Source organism: Pseudomonas fragi, assembly GCF_002269505.1.
Lineage (GTDB): Bacteria > Pseudomonadota > Gammaproteobacteria > Pseudomonadales > Pseudomonadaceae > Aquipseudomonas > Aquipseudomonas fragi_D.
The window spans coordinates 151,853-167,285 of the sequence record NZ_NQKQ01000005.1 but is presented as its reverse complement, the minus strand read 5'-3'; the positions used below and the strand labels follow the sequence as shown (position 1 = coordinate 167,285).

Annotated in this window: 12 protein-coding genes; 6 read left to right on the top strand and 6 right to left on the bottom strand. The window is 54.3% G+C overall.

Features of this window, described 5'->3' with window-relative positions; all coding sequences use genetic code 11:
* Positions 1-23 precede the first annotated feature (23 nt).
* Positions 24-1,466, bottom strand: coding sequence for a PTS system trehalose-specific EIIBC component (gene treP, locus CJU81_RS06950; protein ID WP_095036023.1), 1,443 nt, complete (start codon positions 1,464-1,466; stop codon positions 24-26).
* Positions 1,467-1,660: 194 nt separating this feature from the next.
* Here treP and treR point away from each other — a divergent pair, with 194 nt between their 5' ends.
* The gene (gene treR, locus CJU81_RS06945; protein WP_095036022.1) at positions 1,661-2,365 is read left to right on the top strand and encodes a trehalose operon repressor; all 705 of its coding nucleotides are present in this window, start codon (positions 1,661-1,663) and stop codon (positions 2,363-2,365) included.
* A gap of 61 nt (positions 2,366-2,426) precedes the next feature.
* On the opposite strand, the gene CJU81_RS06940 is transcribed toward treR, so the two are convergent.
* Positions 2,427-3,083 carry a trypsin-like peptidase domain-containing protein gene (locus tag CJU81_RS06940; protein WP_095036021.1) on the bottom strand — a complete coding sequence of 219 codons (657 nt, stop codon included), beginning with the start codon at positions 3,081-3,083 and terminating at the stop codon, positions 2,427-2,429.
* A 301-nt stretch (positions 3,084-3,384) separates the two neighbouring features.
* Positions 3,385-3,942: a hypothetical protein gene (locus CJU81_RS06935; RefSeq protein ID WP_095036020.1), complete on the bottom strand. Its 558-nt coding sequence runs from the start codon at positions 3,940-3,942 to the stop codon at positions 3,385-3,387.
* Between the two features lie 116 nt (positions 3,943-4,058).
* Between CJU81_RS06935 and CJU81_RS06930 the strand changes: the two genes are divergently transcribed.
* The 4 genes from CJU81_RS06930 to CJU81_RS06915 all read left to right on the top strand — a co-directional run bounded on the left by CJU81_RS06930 (position 4,059) and on the right by CJU81_RS06915 (position 5,694).
* Positions 4,059-4,370, top strand: a complete 312-nt coding sequence (locus CJU81_RS06930; RefSeq protein WP_095036019.1) for a hypothetical protein — start codon at positions 4,059-4,061, stop codon at positions 4,368-4,370.
* 93 nt (positions 4,371-4,463) lie between these two features.
* Positions 4,464-4,775, top strand: coding sequence for a hypothetical protein (locus tag CJU81_RS06925; RefSeq protein ID WP_095036018.1), 312 nt, complete (start codon positions 4,464-4,466; stop codon positions 4,773-4,775).
* A 24-nt stretch (positions 4,776-4,799) separates the two neighbouring features.
* On the top strand, positions 4,800-5,126 hold the full coding sequence (locus CJU81_RS06920; RefSeq protein WP_095036017.1) for a hypothetical protein: 327 nt from the start codon (positions 4,800-4,802) through the stop codon (positions 5,124-5,126).
* Positions 5,127-5,151: 25 nt separating this feature from the next.
* Complete coding sequence (locus tag CJU81_RS06915; protein WP_095036016.1) at positions 5,152-5,694, top strand: hypothetical protein; 543 nt, start codon at positions 5,152-5,154, stop codon at positions 5,692-5,694.
* Positions 5,695-6,202: 508 nt separating this feature from the next.
* Here CJU81_RS06915 and CJU81_RS06905 read toward each other — a convergent pair.
* Positions 6,203-7,231, bottom strand: coding sequence for an FUSC family protein (locus CJU81_RS06905; RefSeq protein ID WP_003443292.1), 1,029 nt, complete (start codon positions 7,229-7,231; stop codon positions 6,203-6,205).
* A 13-nt stretch (positions 7,232-7,244) separates the two neighbouring features.
* Positions 7,245-8,384 carry an FMN-dependent L-lactate dehydrogenase LldD gene (gene lldD, locus CJU81_RS06900; protein ID WP_003443295.1) on the bottom strand — a complete coding sequence of 380 codons (1,140 nt, stop codon included), beginning with the start codon at positions 8,382-8,384 and terminating at the stop codon, positions 7,245-7,247.
* 132 nt (positions 8,385-8,516) lie between these two features.
* Between lldD and CJU81_RS06895 the strand changes: the two genes are divergently transcribed.
* Entirely contained in the window at positions 8,517-9,392 is an 876-nt protein-coding gene (locus tag CJU81_RS06895) for a LysR family transcriptional regulator (RefSeq protein ID WP_010655639.1), read from the top strand.
* A gap of 1,147 nt (positions 9,393-10,539) precedes the next feature.
* Here the strand turns inward: CJU81_RS06895 and CJU81_RS06890 are convergent.
* Positions 10,540-15,420: a DEAD/DEAH box helicase gene (locus tag CJU81_RS06890; protein WP_095036015.1), complete on the bottom strand. Its 4,881-nt coding sequence runs from the start codon at positions 15,418-15,420 to the stop codon at positions 10,540-10,542.
* Between the last annotated feature and the right edge of the window lie 13 nt (positions 15,421-15,433).

Genomic DNA, 15,433 nt, shown 5'->3' with positions numbered 1-15,433 from the left:
ATTCCTTGAAGTGGGGTGATCGATCAGGCGACGCGATAACCGGGGCGAATGATTTTCAGGCTCAGGGCGCAGGTCAGGACAAAAGGCACGGCAATGGCTATGAGCATGCCGATCACAAACATCGGGATGTACTGCGGGATGATCGAGATAAAGCCGGGCAAGCCGCCGACACCGATGGCCGAGGCCAGCACCTTGTTCAGCGACAGGAAAATACTGCCCAGTGCCGAGCCGATAAGCGCCGCGTAGAACGGGAATTTGTAGCGCAGGTTGATCCCGAACATCGCCGGTTCAGTGATACCGAAGTACGCGGATACTGCGGAGGTAGAGGCCATGCCGCGCTCACGCACATTGCGGCTCATATAGAACACCCCGAGCGCGGCACTGCCCTGGGCCAGGTTGGACATGACGATCATCGGCCAGATAAAGGTGCCACCGTGGTTGGCAATCAGCTGCAGGTCCACGGCGAGGAACATGTGGTGCATGCCGGTAATCACCAGCGGCGCATACAGCAGGCCGAAAATCATCCCGCCGAGCACCGGGGCCACGTCAAACAACAGCACCACGCCTTCGGTAATCAGGATGCCCAGGTGACGGGTCACCGGGCCGATGATCGCCAGCGCCAGAACACCGGTGATAACGATGGTGGTGATGGGCACCACCAGCAACTGGATGGCATTGGGCACCCGTGCCCGCAGCCATTTCTCGATCACGCTCATCACATAGGCGGCCATCAGGATCGGCAGGATCTGCCCCTGGTAGCCCACCTTCTCGATCTGGAACAGGCCCAGGATGTTGAAATACGGCAGGCTCTGGCCCTCCAGCCCGGCCACGGCCTTACCGTAGTTCCAGGCATTGAGCAGGTCGGGGTGAACCAGCATCAGACCTAGCACAATGCCGAGGATTTCACTGCCGCCAAAACGCTTGGCCGCCGACCAGCCCACCAGCGCAGGCAGGAATACAAAGGAGGTATTGGCCATGAGGTTGATCAGGCTCCACACCCCGTCCAGTTGCGGATAAGCGTCGAGCAGGGTTTTGTCGTCGATAAACATGCCCTTGGCGCCGAGCAGGTTGTTAACACCCATCAGCAAGCCGGCAATGATCAGGGCAGGCAGGATGGGCATAAACACATCGGAGAACACCCGTACCAGACGCTGCATGGCGTTGGCCTTGTCGGCGCCCTGCTGCTTGACGTCAGCGATGGTGGCGGCGGCCAGGCCGGTCTGCTCACGCAGGGCGGCGTAGACCTTCTCGACTTCGCCGGGGCCGATCACGATCTGGTACAGGCCGCCGTTAAAGAATGAACCTTTCACCAGATCAATCTGGTTAAGGGTGGCGCTGTCGACCAGGTCCGGGTTTTTGAGGGCCACGCGCAAGCGCGTGACGCAATGCGCGGCCTGCTCAACGTTGGCGGCACCACCGAGGCTGTGCAGCAGCTCGCTGGCGATCTGGGAATAGTCGTGGCTCATGCGTGTTCTCCGCTTGATTTTTATTATGGAGCGTCGTTGTGGCAGCACGCCGAAGTAAAAAATACTCGTCTGTACGAGTTAAAGCAACAACTGGTACAGACGAGTTTGCGATTTATCCGCCGCGCACTTGCGCTGCCTTCCCTTCAGCCCTTAAGGTTCCGGGCCCCGAGCCCAATCGGTATAGAGCCCTCGCCATGACTAAATACAATCAGATCTACACGGATCTGCTTGCCAGTATCACCACTGAACGCCTGGCCCGCGGTGCCCGCCTGCCGTCCGAAGCCGAGTTGATGGCGAGCTACGGGGCCAGCCGTGGCACAGTGCGCAAGGCCATAGAACAACTGCAGGAGCGTGGTTTTGCACAGAAAATCCACGGCAAGGGCACCTTCGTGTTGTCATCCAGCCCGATCGAGTTCCAGTTAGGCGGTATCGTCAGCTTTCAGGAGACTTACCCGCGCCTGGGCGGCAACGTCTGTACCAACGTGGTGGAGTTCACCCGTTTCCCGCTCGAAGGCGCACTGTGCGAAAAGTTCGATGCTGAAGCGGGCAGCCTGATCACCCGGATCAAGCGTGTACGCCATATTGATGGCAAGCGCGTGATTCTGGACATCAACCATTTTGTCAATGACTTGATCCCGGGGCTGGATCAGGACATTGCCGAGCACTCGATCTACGCCTACATCGAGCAGACCCTGAACCTGCAGATCAGCTATGCCCAGCGCACCATCGAAGCGGTGCCGCGCAGCAAGGACGACCAGCAGCACCTGGACCTGGACGGTCAGAGCCATGTGATCGTGGTGAGCAACCAGACGTTTTTACAAGATGGGCGCCAGTTCGAGTACACCGAGTCACGGCACACGCTGGACAAGTTCTACTTTTCGGATGTGGCGCGGCGTTGACATCAAAAGCACCCTTGCCCCAGCCCTCTCCCTCCAGGAGAGGGCTGGTTGAGGGGCTTTTTTACTTGGTCGCAAACTTCGAGCCATGCCCCCCATCAAGCTGCGCCTGCAACATCCGCCATTCGCGGGCAACAATAGAGTACGGAATAAAGATGCTGACCCTCTGCGCGCTTTTCAGCTCGGGCAACGTTATCGCACTGTTCAGGCTGGTCGAATAGAAACCGGCATTGATCCCCACCACACAACCGTCACTGGCGATTACCGGCCCACCCGACATGCCCTTGACCAGCGGGGCATCATGGATGGCATACAGGTCACCGCTACGTTCTTCGGTATTGCTGAAGGGTGTTTTATAAACCCTGCCCTTGCCCGTTGTGGTCACAAGGTAAGGGCTCACGCCCACGGCCGTAATGCTCTCGCCCACGCGCGATGCACGCCATGCAGGGTAGTGGCCATTGGCTTTATGCTTGATAAAGACCAGATCGCAGTGTGTGCTGCAACGGTATGCAACGTTGGGGATAAAGGGCGTGTGCCCTGTTGTGACGGCGTAATCCTCATTCCATTGCACGGCCGAGGCCATGTACATAAACGGCATGGGAAAGCCTGAAAAGACTGGAAAGTACGCGTCATTAACCGGCCCCGACAGGTCGGGTTTCACGAATCCGTTGCATCCTGCAGTAACAACTCCTATTAACAAGAAGGCCATGATCTTGATCATGATAAATCACCGACTTATAGGGAGGATGCAACTGGCTTTTATTGTCAGTATTTTGACTTCAGCAAAAACAGCACGCCTAACCAATTGTTTTGGTTGATACCTTATTATTTATGGATGAAGTTTTAATAACGCGTATGAATCAATCGAACTAAGCTCAATTGCCTTTTGAGCAAGTGCGACGTTCAAATAATTGGCGTCGAAAGTTTGATGGTTTAGAACGCCGACCACAAAAAAGGCGATCAACACCAAGGGATGATCGCCTTTTTCACATCACACCGGACTTATGCTCTTGCCTGCTCAGTCAGTCTGCGGCGCCATCATTTTTTCGAACGCCAATACTTTTGCGCTCACCGGTGGCGCTGACTTCATACACGCTCATGACCCAAGTGTCGGCGATAACGGTTTCAACCACGTAATTCTTCTTGGCTTGTGGCGTGAATTGCTGCGCAACAGGCTGCTCTTTGTCGAACGGCGTAGGCATTGGAATACCGTTGAAGGTGAACTGCTTGGCCTTGACCGTCCCTTCCACGTGCACCACTTTGTCTGCATCGACCAGCTTGCTGATGCTGTCAGTGCCACCGCCAATTCTCTTCAGATAGGCCGGTATGCGTTTGAAGTAAGCCGTGTCATAAACACGATCACCCGCGTCATCCATTCGACCGTCGGAATACCCGTACATGTAACTGACAGGGTGATCACCCTCCCCGCCGATGGTACGGAAGGTCAAGCTGGCTTGATGGTCATTCATGACCAGTGGTACGACCGGCGTTGAAGTGAGATCACCCGCCTTACGGCTACTGCAACCGGTCATCACAAGGGCGAGTGTGATTGCTAACGGAACTGCCAGATAAGTTTTCATTCGATCCTTGAACAGTCTGAGTGAAGGACAGTATGGAACCATTTGTTGAATGAAAGTTCCCTATACGATGTTGGCGCATCACACTCTACCCGCGTCAAAACCCAAGGAAGAACGCCATGTGCACGAAGGGCCTGTTGCTGAGTTTTTGCGCTGTGTTACTGGTTGGCTGCACAGGAAGAGGCTTTCAACCTCCGCCAGGCGACTACACGCAGTGGTACAAAAAGGGGGTCACTCAATCAGGCGTCGACAACGCCATGCGTGCTTGCGGATATACCAATCTTGATGGCGTGGGAGATACCTCGCCGATTGATGTTGTGCTGACCCGGTTCTACTGCATGAAAGATGCAGGGTTCTCGCGCAGGGATAAAATCGACCTGTGCAAGCTAGGCCGTATTGGCGAGTCACCCGTGTGCGAAGGCCGCCGGTAATGATCTGCGCGCCGGAATGCTCTGGCCTGTCCAGAAAGCATCAGGCAACGGCGTATCACAGGTTGTCCGAGTCATATCATGAGGAAGGACGCCATGTTTAGCAGAAACCTGCTGTTGAGTTTTTGCGCTTTGATACTGATCGGCTGCACAGGCAGGGGCTTTCAACCGCCGGCTCCGGATTACACAAAATGGTACAAGGAGGGCGTATCGCAGACCGGGATCATTGCTGCGATGCGTGCGTGCGGATATACCAATGTTGATGGCGCAGGAGACAGGTCGCCAATCGATGTGAGGTTACTGAACTTCTATTGCATGAAAGACGCAGGCTACAAACGCAAAGATAACGTGGACATGTGCAAGCTCGGTCGTATCGGAGAATCGCCGGTGTGCGACGGCCGCCGTTAATCCGTCACCAAAAGGACACAGGGAATGAACGATCTACGCAACGGACTGTACGGCACCGCATTGGTGTTGGCGGCAGCAACACTGGGCGGCTGCACCTCCTCGACCGCCATCACCGGCGAACCCGGGGTCAACATGGGGGACAGCTATCAAAAAGTGCTTGAAGTGGTCAGCCGCAACAATACCGTGACCAAACAGGTGGACGGTCAAGGCTTCCGGGCCGAGGGTTACTCGACAATGTTCAAGGACTGTCGCACCAAGTACTTCCTGTTCCAGGACGGCGATGGTTTGCAGCGCGTGACCTATGAACCTGCGCCGCATCTGTCAGTCAGCCAGAACTGCCGCCAGCCTTAACCTGCCCCTGCGAGTCGATTGCCTGATGAGACTGTTCACTGTAATCCCCGCGGTTCTGCTAGCGCTCAGTGGCTGCGGCCAAGTGGCAAACGTGCGTTCGCTGTCCTCCGGCTACATACCCCCGCAGAGCGGCGAGACTGCCCGTATTCGTCTGCTCACCGACGGCCTGGTGCGCGCCGTGCCGGGGCGTGATTGCCTGGACTGGAATGTGCCCGGCGCGGGAGTGATGGCATCGGCGAAATCCGGCTTCCCCGACCATAACGGCGAAAACCTCGGCATTGCCGGGCCGATCTATTCGTTGGCAGGTGCAGTCTCGTCAGAGCTTGTGGTGCCGGCGAACAAGCCGATCGCGTTCCATTACCTGGGGCGCCTGCAATATGCCCGGCAGTGTGCCAAAACCATGACCTTCGTACCTCGGCCCGGGGTGGATTACCAGGTGCAGGCATCGATGTCGGCAGACTGTTCATTCCTGCTGGATGAGCTTTCAGCTGACGGCAAGCAATGGGTAGCTGTCGAGCCTAAGCCTGATGGCAAGGTGTCGATGTGTAACGCGATTGATAACTTCTAGCCCGTAATCAGCGCGGCTCCATACCAAGCCACCTAAACACAGTGCCTGGCGATGCACACAGCTGCCAGAATTTGCCAGACCCAAAAAGCCAAAAGCCCGCAATTAAGCGGGCTTCAGGGTGTTTCTTGCTAGATCGTGCCGGTCAGTGCCGGACGTCTAATCATTCCCACTCTATTATCAACAAGCGCAATAAAACCTTTAAAAGCAGATAACTATCAAACAAAACAAAAGGCATACCATGAAAAGAACCATTCCCGAACGACGCTCTAGATGCTCAGCCCTCCCGCCTCTCATCGCATGACAAGCACCTGTAGAGGGGGTATAGCGCTCTTTGATAGGGCGCACGTGACTACGGCACGATCAGGGCCTACAAACATCCGAGTCAAACCATGAGGAAGAACGCCATGTTCACGCGGAGCCTATTACTGAGTTTTTGCGCGGTGTTACTGGTTGGCTGCACGGGAAGGGGCTTTCAAACCGGCGGTCTAGGAAACACTCCCCTAGTCCTCTACGGCTCAGCCGTTTGCCAGCGAGGAAAAATCACAAGCGAAGCGATGATCGCTAAAAGTGCACCACCGGTGCTGTAGAGCATTCGTAGAAATACCAAATCCAGCTCCGATCCTCCTGACTGGCCAACCTGCGCGACCAGTATGAAATGTGGAGTGAGGAACATCAAATAGCTGATGTGGCTCACAGAGCGCCCTGCCAGGGTGCCAATAGAAACAGGCAGTATCAGTGCAGCCAACAAAAACGGATCATGGATTGCGTAACCAAGAACGGCAGCAATGGCTCCCCCTAAGAAGGTGCCGCCGACTCGCTCCAGAGACATCCTCAACGTTGAATGCATGTAGGGCTGCATGATCAGAAACACCGTAAGGGTCATCCAGTATCCGTAATGCAACGACCACAATTGAACCAACCAAACTGACAGTGCTCCCGACAGCGCAACGCGAAGCCCATGCAGAAAGAAGTTAGATTTCGGTGTGAAATTTGTTCTGAGTGCCGACCATAAAACTGGCCGCTTTGCAGCATCAGGCTGGTCGTACTGACACCATTGGAACAGCAATGCGGAGCCTGTAGCCCATAGGCTGCCATATAGAAAGTAACGTGCATAAGCAAATCCCTGGGCAAAGTCCTTTGCCGGGAATGCAGTGGATACCGCAAATGCCGTCGCTGTCAGCAAAGCGGGAATGCTAATGCGCGCGCCGCAAACCTGGGCGTAAGCGCCAGCAAACGCAAAGAGGGCCGACAGTGCTATAGCCAGTTGCGGCCATACCATCGTCCAAGCACCTAGCCCTGACGCCACGGCGCCGGTGATGCCGAAAACCAGGCCGAAGATACAACCCTTTGGGGACTTATCGCTCGGAATCGACAGATAGCTCCAGAATGCGGCAATCGCTGACCAACAGAACAAGGGGTTGTGTAAGCGAGCCGCGAGGAGCGCCGGCACAGTACAGACAACACCACCACACACTACGTAGCCAATCGGTACATTGCGTACCGCTTCCAACATCTTAACGGTCAGTGATTGCGACATGATCGAACCTTCATTACTCAACTGGAACCAATGCGGTTCGATCGATCTTGTCAATCGAGGTAACACCAGTGAGCGTCATTGCCACGCGCATTTCTTGCGAGAAGATATCCAGCATATTCTCTACCCCGTGCTGTCCGTCGGCGGCCAGAGCGTAAACCGTCGAGCGCCCCAGCAGGCATGCCTTGGCGCCTAAGGCGAGCATGCGCACAACATCCAGCCCGGAACGAATGCCAGAGTCCACCAGCACCGTCAGGTCATCACCCACTACTTCGGCGATGGGAGGCAAAGCCCTAGCGGTGGACAGCACACCGTCCAATTGGCGACCGCCGTGGTTGGAGACCACGATGCCATCAGCGCCGAAACTTACTGCGTCCTTGGCGTCCTGTGGATCAAGGATGCCCTTGATAATCATCGGGCCCTTCCAAAACTCGCGGATCCATTCCAGGTCCTTCCAGCTGATAGAGGGGTCGAAGTTATTGCCTAACCAGCCAACATAATCTTCCAGGGTGGTGGCTTTGCCCAGGTACTTGGAGATGTTGCCCAAATCATGCGGACGACCGAGGATACCGACATTAAACGCCCAATCCGGCCTAGTGGTGGCTTGCAGGATGCGCCGTGAAGCTGCGAGTGGCCCAGACATGCCCGAGTGGGCATCACGGTAACGAGCGCCTGGCGTCGGCATGTCTACGGTGAACACCAGCGTGGTAACGCCGGCTGCTTGAGCACGCTCTAGGGCATTACGCATAAATCCGCGATCCTTGAGCACATAGAGTTGAAACCAGATCGATTGCGAACTCTGGGAACTAACCTCTTCAATCGAGCAGACCGATACTGTGGACAGGCAAAAGGGAATGCCTTTCGTGGCCGCAGCCTTGGCCGCTTGTACTTCACCACGACGGGCATACATACCGGTCAGTCCGACGGGGCTGAGGATGATCGGCAGACTCTGTTCCTTTCCAAAGAGCGTCGTCTTGAGACTCAAACTGTCAACATTTCTCAAGATGCGTTGACGCAAGCTGATGCTGGCGAGGTCAGCGCTATTGGCACGCATTGTGTGTTCGGCATAGGCGCCGCCGTCGATGTAGTCGAACAGAAATCGCGGCAATTTGCGTCTCGCGGCTTCTCGATAGTCGGATGCCGATGAAATAATCATTATCTACAACTCCTAGGTCTCTAGAAAATTTCAGCGACGTAGGACGTTGCTGAGTGAATTTCACGATAAGGGATTGTTGAGTATGATAAAAATAACTTTTTCTACTCGAATTGAGTCGCTATTGGAATACACATGAATCTCAGAACGCTGCGGGTGTTTGTAGAAGTGGTGCGCCAGGGAGGTTTCTCCCAAGCTGCGGAGGTTGTGTCTTTGACTCAGTCCTCAGTCAGCAAGGCAGTCAGGACGCTCGAGGATGAGCTAGGTACGCCACTGCTGAACCGTATCGGCCATAAAAGCGAGTTGACGGCCGCAGGTGAGATTGCCTATCGGCGCGCACTGGTATTACTCGCAGAGCGGAACGATCTGATCGCAGAGATCAATGAACTGCGCGACCTGAAGGGCGGTACGCTGCGGATCGGCTTGCCGCCTGTAGGCTCCGGGGTATTGTTCGCTGAGATGTTTGCTACTTATCGCAGCCGCTATCCGATGGTGAATATAGAACTGATAGAGCACGGTAGTAAGAAACTGTGTGAGTGCCTGGAGGCCGGAGAGGTGGACTTGGCAGCACTACTGATTCCGATCGATGAAACTTTCGCTTATCAGGAAGTGCGCAACGAGCCTTTAGTGGTTGTGCTGCCTAGCGCCCATTCGCTTTCGCGACGCAAGCGAATGAACTTCAGTGATCTGGCGGATTCGCCATTCATCCTCTTTGATGAGGGGTTTGCGCTTAACGCATTAATTATGGCCGCTTGTGATCGAAGAGGGATTGTGCCCCGGGTGACGGCCCGCAGCGGGCAGATTGATTTCATCGCCGACCTGGTAGCTGCAGGTTTAGGGGTGGCATTTTTACCGCGAATGCTTGCGCAAAAACATAAACATGCGGGCATCGCTCTAGTACCTCTTGAAGAGCCACACACGGATTGGAATATTGCACTCGCTTGGCGTGCCGGTGCGCATTTGCCTCCGGCTGCAATGGCTTGGTTAGATCTGGCCAAAGAGCTGAGATAGTGCAATGGCTTTTGCTCGGATATCCAAGCGCTGGTAGTCAATAAAAACACCGGCCTACCTGGTGAAGGGGTCGGGTGGTTTTTAGTTAAGGAAGAAGAGTTCGCTACTCTGCCCCGCCATCAGAAGCAGGTAATTGTCAAAGCCGAACTCAATCACGTTTTTACGTTTCCACAATGGGACAAGGTCCTAAAAACTTTAGACCTTGAACTGACCGAAACCGATTTCTCGCACGCTCTTGAGTTGGCTTGTCAAATCGCCGGAGGAGGTGAAAGCGAGCACCATAAGAAATTAAAGGATTTCGTAGCACACAACCCCCTCTCAATCTCTTCGGTCCCCGATATCACTAGAGGCCTGTTCCAGTGCGTAAAATACCGGACTGTGATGGAGGCAGTACTACTTGCGCATTCGCAGATAAAGGATGTCCGCGCACTACTAGTATTGGAGTCTAAATTTCCTGCTTCCCGACTGCCATTAAAAACCTTCTTGGTGTTGAAGTCATTGACCTTGTCACCCGCGAATAACCCGCGATAAACCATGACATCTTATCGCATGACGAGTGCCTTTAAGATGGAGTTAGAAAACAGCGCCAACTTACGAGGCATATATGACTACACTGCGATCAAACTCCGCAGATAAGCGCTCATGAATTTAGCAACCAGGTACTCACACCGGTTTAGGCTAACCAAAATCAAGCCAACGCTGGGCACAGCTCACAACAATGGGAATACTCGCCTCACTACAGACTTGCAAAAATAAGGCCCGCAATTCGCGGGCCCTATATACATCAGAAAACGACTAAGTTCGCATATACCAACTTCAGGCTAACTCCCACTCTATTATCAATCGACCAATAAACGCCTTATAAAACAATACATTCAGACATAACAAAATGAAAAAACCATGGAAAATGCCATACAGAGTCAAACCCCGCTCAAGAAGCAGGGTTAGCCTCTCTCGTAGCAAAAGCTGCCGATAGCTGCCGTTCCAGGATGACCAACTCACCCGCATTACCATAACGAACAACCTCGGCTAGCAGTTCCGCCGCATATGACGGATCAGCCTGGAAAAGCTCTGCCATTGCCTCATCGTGACTACGGTCTTTCATCGCTACCTCTGCATTCTGCTCGGCGCATCACACGCTCAATGGTCAGATATCGAGAGCCGGTAAACCGTTCACGATGTCCTGGGTTCTCTGGCTCACGGTCACTACTCGCTGGAACAACTCTAGCGGGTACTTGGGATTACCCATAGTCTCGACAGCCCAATCATTCGCATCATTGACGATTCCACTGGCCTTGTCGGTACGCACCGCCTGGCGTTCCATCACCCATTCCAGTGCGGCCTTGCCGTTCACCACATAGTCCCAGGCCGCCTCGGGGATGCCCTTGAGGGTGATGCGCTGGTTATAGATGACCGTGCTCTTGTCGCCCTTCTTGGCGAACTTCATTTTCTCCACATGGTAGTCGGCATTGGTGAGCGGAGCCTTGGCTTCGATGGTCAGTGGATACGGCTCGACAGTTTCGTAGTCCAGATGGAGCTCAGCCAATGTGCGGCCAGCCTTGCTGAAAGCCCAGAAGTCGGCGGCCTTCTTCACTGCCGGAATGCGTGGCAGTTCCTTACTCAGATTGTCTGCATAGCGTTGCCGGTAGTCCGACGAATGAAGGATGCCGTAAACGTAGTAGAACAGGTCTTCTTTGCTAAGCGATTCGCCGGGATAGGCGCTCTGGAAATGCGCCAAACCCACGTCGGTGACAGCATCACGGCGGCGCAGGCCGCCTTCAAGCGGCTCGCCAAAAAGGTCGTCATCTGAGGCCTGAGCTGCTTCGTCATATAGGTAGAGAGGGAAACACTGAGTACCACCATCACCGACGAACTTTAGATTCACGACAGACGCTGCAATCATCACACTGAACCCAACGGTGCCGCCGGATGAAGGAACGCAAATAACGCTATTATTCGCAGATTCATTTGGAAAAATTTTCGGCATTTGCAGCACCATCTCATTGAGGTCCCTGCTGAAGTACAGCCACTGCCTTGAGAAGGGCTTGATTACGCTCCGGGCAATAAGCTCCGGGGCGAACTGATATCGCTTATTTAGAGCAACAGCTTGCTTAAGACCCCGAGACCAACTAATACGAGCCGGATTGGTATCAATAAATTCATCTACCTTCTTCTGCCGAGCCTTTGTATCCAACTCTTTATTAACTAGATTAAAACTCTCAGACTCAGCATTATAAAATCCAATCATATTACTCATGTTGGTCGCCAGCTTTTTCGAGCTGGAGTTATAAGCCCAGGCATCGCGATTAGTTACCACCCCGAGCGAGAAATTCTCGAATAGCTTAGGTGCATCGCCCTTCTTGTCACCTAATACAATGAACTGACTGAAACTGTTATCACGTTGCTTTAGCCAATCGCCGTGTTCATCGGGATTGATTTGCTGCCATTGCGGAATACCTGCCACGCTGACGTAGCTACCGATTTTCTCCAGTTTCTCTTCGCGACTCAGGTAATCCCCAATATCATGAAAGTAAATCTGTCCAGAGGCCTGTGAGCTAGGATTCTTTACCAATATTGATATGGCAATGGGTGCACGACTGCCACTGCCAAAAATCTTGCCGCCTTCCTTGCGCGAGATTTCACCACTGGTGCGCTGATTACCACGCAGATGAAATACATAAAGACTGGAGAACTCATCTGCTAGGCACTTACGCAAACCATCTGCGGTATTAGCCTCGAGAAAGCCCGCATTGGTGACAAATCCGATAATACCTGCATCACCAACCCGGTCACTAGCCCAACGAATTGCCCGGATATAGCTATCGTACATCCCTTTGGACAGGATTGCTTCAGAGCGCGCAACGTAGCTTTCTTCGATGCGCTTATCCAAAGAAGGATAACTAACGTTCTGGTTATTGTCGTTCTGGCTACCTTGACCAATTGAATACGGCGGATTCCCTACAATTACCCTAATATCCAGTGCTTTCTGCCGCTTGCGCCGGGCGCTATTGTCCTCCAGCAGTACATCTACCAGATCGTCCTTCTCATACATTTGGAAGGTGTCGGTCAAGCAGATACCTTCAAACGGTGTGTAGTCGGCTAAAACTTCGCTGTGGTAGGCCGCCTCGATATTGATCGCGGCAATGTAATAGGCCAGCAGTACAAGTTCGTTGGCGTGTATTTCATGCCGGTATTTGTGTGGCAGCTCATCCGACTTGATCAAACCCGACTGGATCAGGCGAGTAATGAAAGTGCCGGTGCCGGTGAACGGATCGATGATATGGACACCCTTACTACCAAGGGTTTGGCCAAACTCCTGTTGCAGCAGGTGGTTGACGCTGTGGAGGATGAAATCCACCACTTCGACCGGGGTGTAGACGATGCCCAACCGCTCGGTCATTTTTGGGAACGCGTTGCGGAAGAACTTGTCATATAGCTCGACGATGATTTTCTGTTTGCCCTGAGCGCTGTCGATACCCGCTGCGCGCTGACGCACACTGGCATAGAACTTCTCTAGGGTATCCGCTTCCTTGGCCAGGTGGTGCTCGTGGAGTGCATCAAGAACGCCTTGCATGGCCTTTGACATTGGGTTGTGGCTGGCAAAGCTGTACTCATCAAACAATGCGTCGAAAACTGGCTTGGTAACCAGATGCTGAGCGAGCATTTCGACAATCTCGCCATCAGTGATGCTGTCATTGAGGTCGTCGCGTAGCTCGGCGGCGAACGCTTCGAAAGTGGCTTTTTCGTTGGTGTATTCCGGGTTCTCCAGAATGCCCTGAATACGGTCGATGTGGGTATGGGCGATCTTGGCAATGTCGTTGGCCCAGTCTTCCCAGTGGTGGCGGTTGCCGCACTTCTCGACGATCTTGGCGTAGATGGCCTTCTCGATTTCGCCTACTTCGTAGGTCAGTTCGGCCTGTTGAGTCATCTGGCCGGGAGCATCATGGTTCTTGCTGCCGATGCCGTACTGGCCTTTACCTGCCTTGCCGTTACTCGTGCCAGTGGCTTTCTTGGCCTTTTTCTCAGCCTTGTCGGTGATGGCGATGACTTCCATTTTGCGCGGGTCTGAGCCAATCAGATCGAGCTTGTTGACCATGGCGTCGAAGCTGTCGTCGTGCGAGCGTAGCGCCTGGAGCACCTGCCAGACCACCTTGTAGGTCTGGTTGTCGTTGAGCGCTTCGTGAGGCTCCATGCCGGCCGGGATAACCACCGGCAACACCACATAGCCACGCTTCTTACCCGGCGCGTTGCGCATCACCCGGCCAACGGACTGCACCACATCAACCTGGGAGTTACGCGGGGTGAGGAACAGAACCGCGTCCAATGCCGGCACATCCACGCCCTCAGAAAGGCAGCGCACGTTGCTGAGAATACGGCAAGTATTGGCAGGTGCTTCAGCCTTCAGCCATTTCAGCTTGGCTTCCTTCTGGCTGGCATTCATGCCGCCATCAACGTGCTCGGCCTCGCAGGTCAGACGCGCAGCCTCGTCGATCTCCTCGGACTCCTGATAAGCCTCTACGACCGACTGGAACATGTCGGCAATGTTGACGGAGCTGACCTTGTGCTTGGTGCCCTTGTAATTGGGCGAGATGACCTGGCAGAACGCGACCGCACGCTTCATCGGCTCATCATCACCGAGTAGCTGCTCATGCAGGCCCTGCTTGGCCAACGCCTTCCAGCAGCCGACGATCTTGGCCGCGTCATCTACTTTGAGCTGGTTGTTCTCGTCCTTCAGCATGTCTTGAAGGCGGCGACTGATAGTGCTCTCCTCGACGGTGAGTACCAGCACCTTGTAATCGGTGAGCAGGCCACGCTGGACAGCCTCGGAGAAGTTGATGACGAACAACTCCTTGCCGTACAGGGCTTCGTCATCCATCGAGCAAAGCGTGACTTCGCCGGATTCAGCCTTGACCTTGGCAGTGTCACCGTAGATGCGTGGCGTGGCTGTCATATACAAGCGCTTGGCAGCGCGAATATCGGCACCATCGTGAATCCGTACGAAATTGCTTTCGTCGTCGTCACCGAAGGTCGCGCCAGTGGTGCGGTGGGCTTCGTCGCAGATCACCAAATCGAAGTCAGCCAAGCCATGCTCATGCTGAGCACGGCTGATCACGTCGATTGAGTGATAGGTGGAGAACACCACGCTCATGTGCTCCGCGTCATGACGCTTGAGCATTTCCGCAGCCAGACGATCCGCCTTGGTGGTGGCCGGGTAGCGCAGCTCGTGGGTGAACACCTGAACCGCGTCATCCTCGGCCTTGCGCTTCTTGCCTACGTCACTGTCAGAGCAGACTGCGAAGCTGTGCAGCGGGGTTTCAGTTTCCTGCGTCCACTCCGTTAGTGTCTGCGACAGCAGGGACAAGCTAGGCACCAAAAACAGCACACGCTTGCCCTTACCAGCTAGGCGCTCAGCAATCTTCAAGCTAGTAAAGGTTTTGCCAGTGCCGCAAGCCATGATCAGCTTGCCGCGCTCAGCATCCTTGAGGCCTGCGGCTACAGCATTCAATGCTGTCTGCTGGTGCTCACGCAGTTGCTTCTTGGATTTGAGTGCGACCGCTTTGCTGGACTGGTACTTGGCCCAGTCAATCTGGCTGTCTTCCAAGGCTTGCAGATCGATCTTGCTGACCGGAGGCTGTTGGCCCTGCAAGGCATCCTCGGCGTGCTCGCTCCAGTTGTTGGTGGTGGTAACGATGATGCGGTGCGAGAACGGCGCTTTGCCCGAGGCGGTGAAGAAACTGTCGATGTCCTTCTTCTGGACTTTGTAGTCCTCGGCGAACAGCTTGCACTGGATGGCGTGATACTCGCCGGTGCCCTGGGTACGAGCCACAAGATCAATGCCTGCATCCTTACCACTCAAGCCCTGCTCCTTGGCCCAGTCGGCATACGTCCATACTTGATCGTACAGATCGCGGTAGGTCGCTTCATTGCGCAAGTAAACGCAGATCAGTTCCTCAAAGTAGGTGCCCTTCTCGCGCTCGGTGACAGAGGCAGAACGATAAGAATCCAAAAGCGCAGCAAGAGCCGACATGTGCATTTCCTTT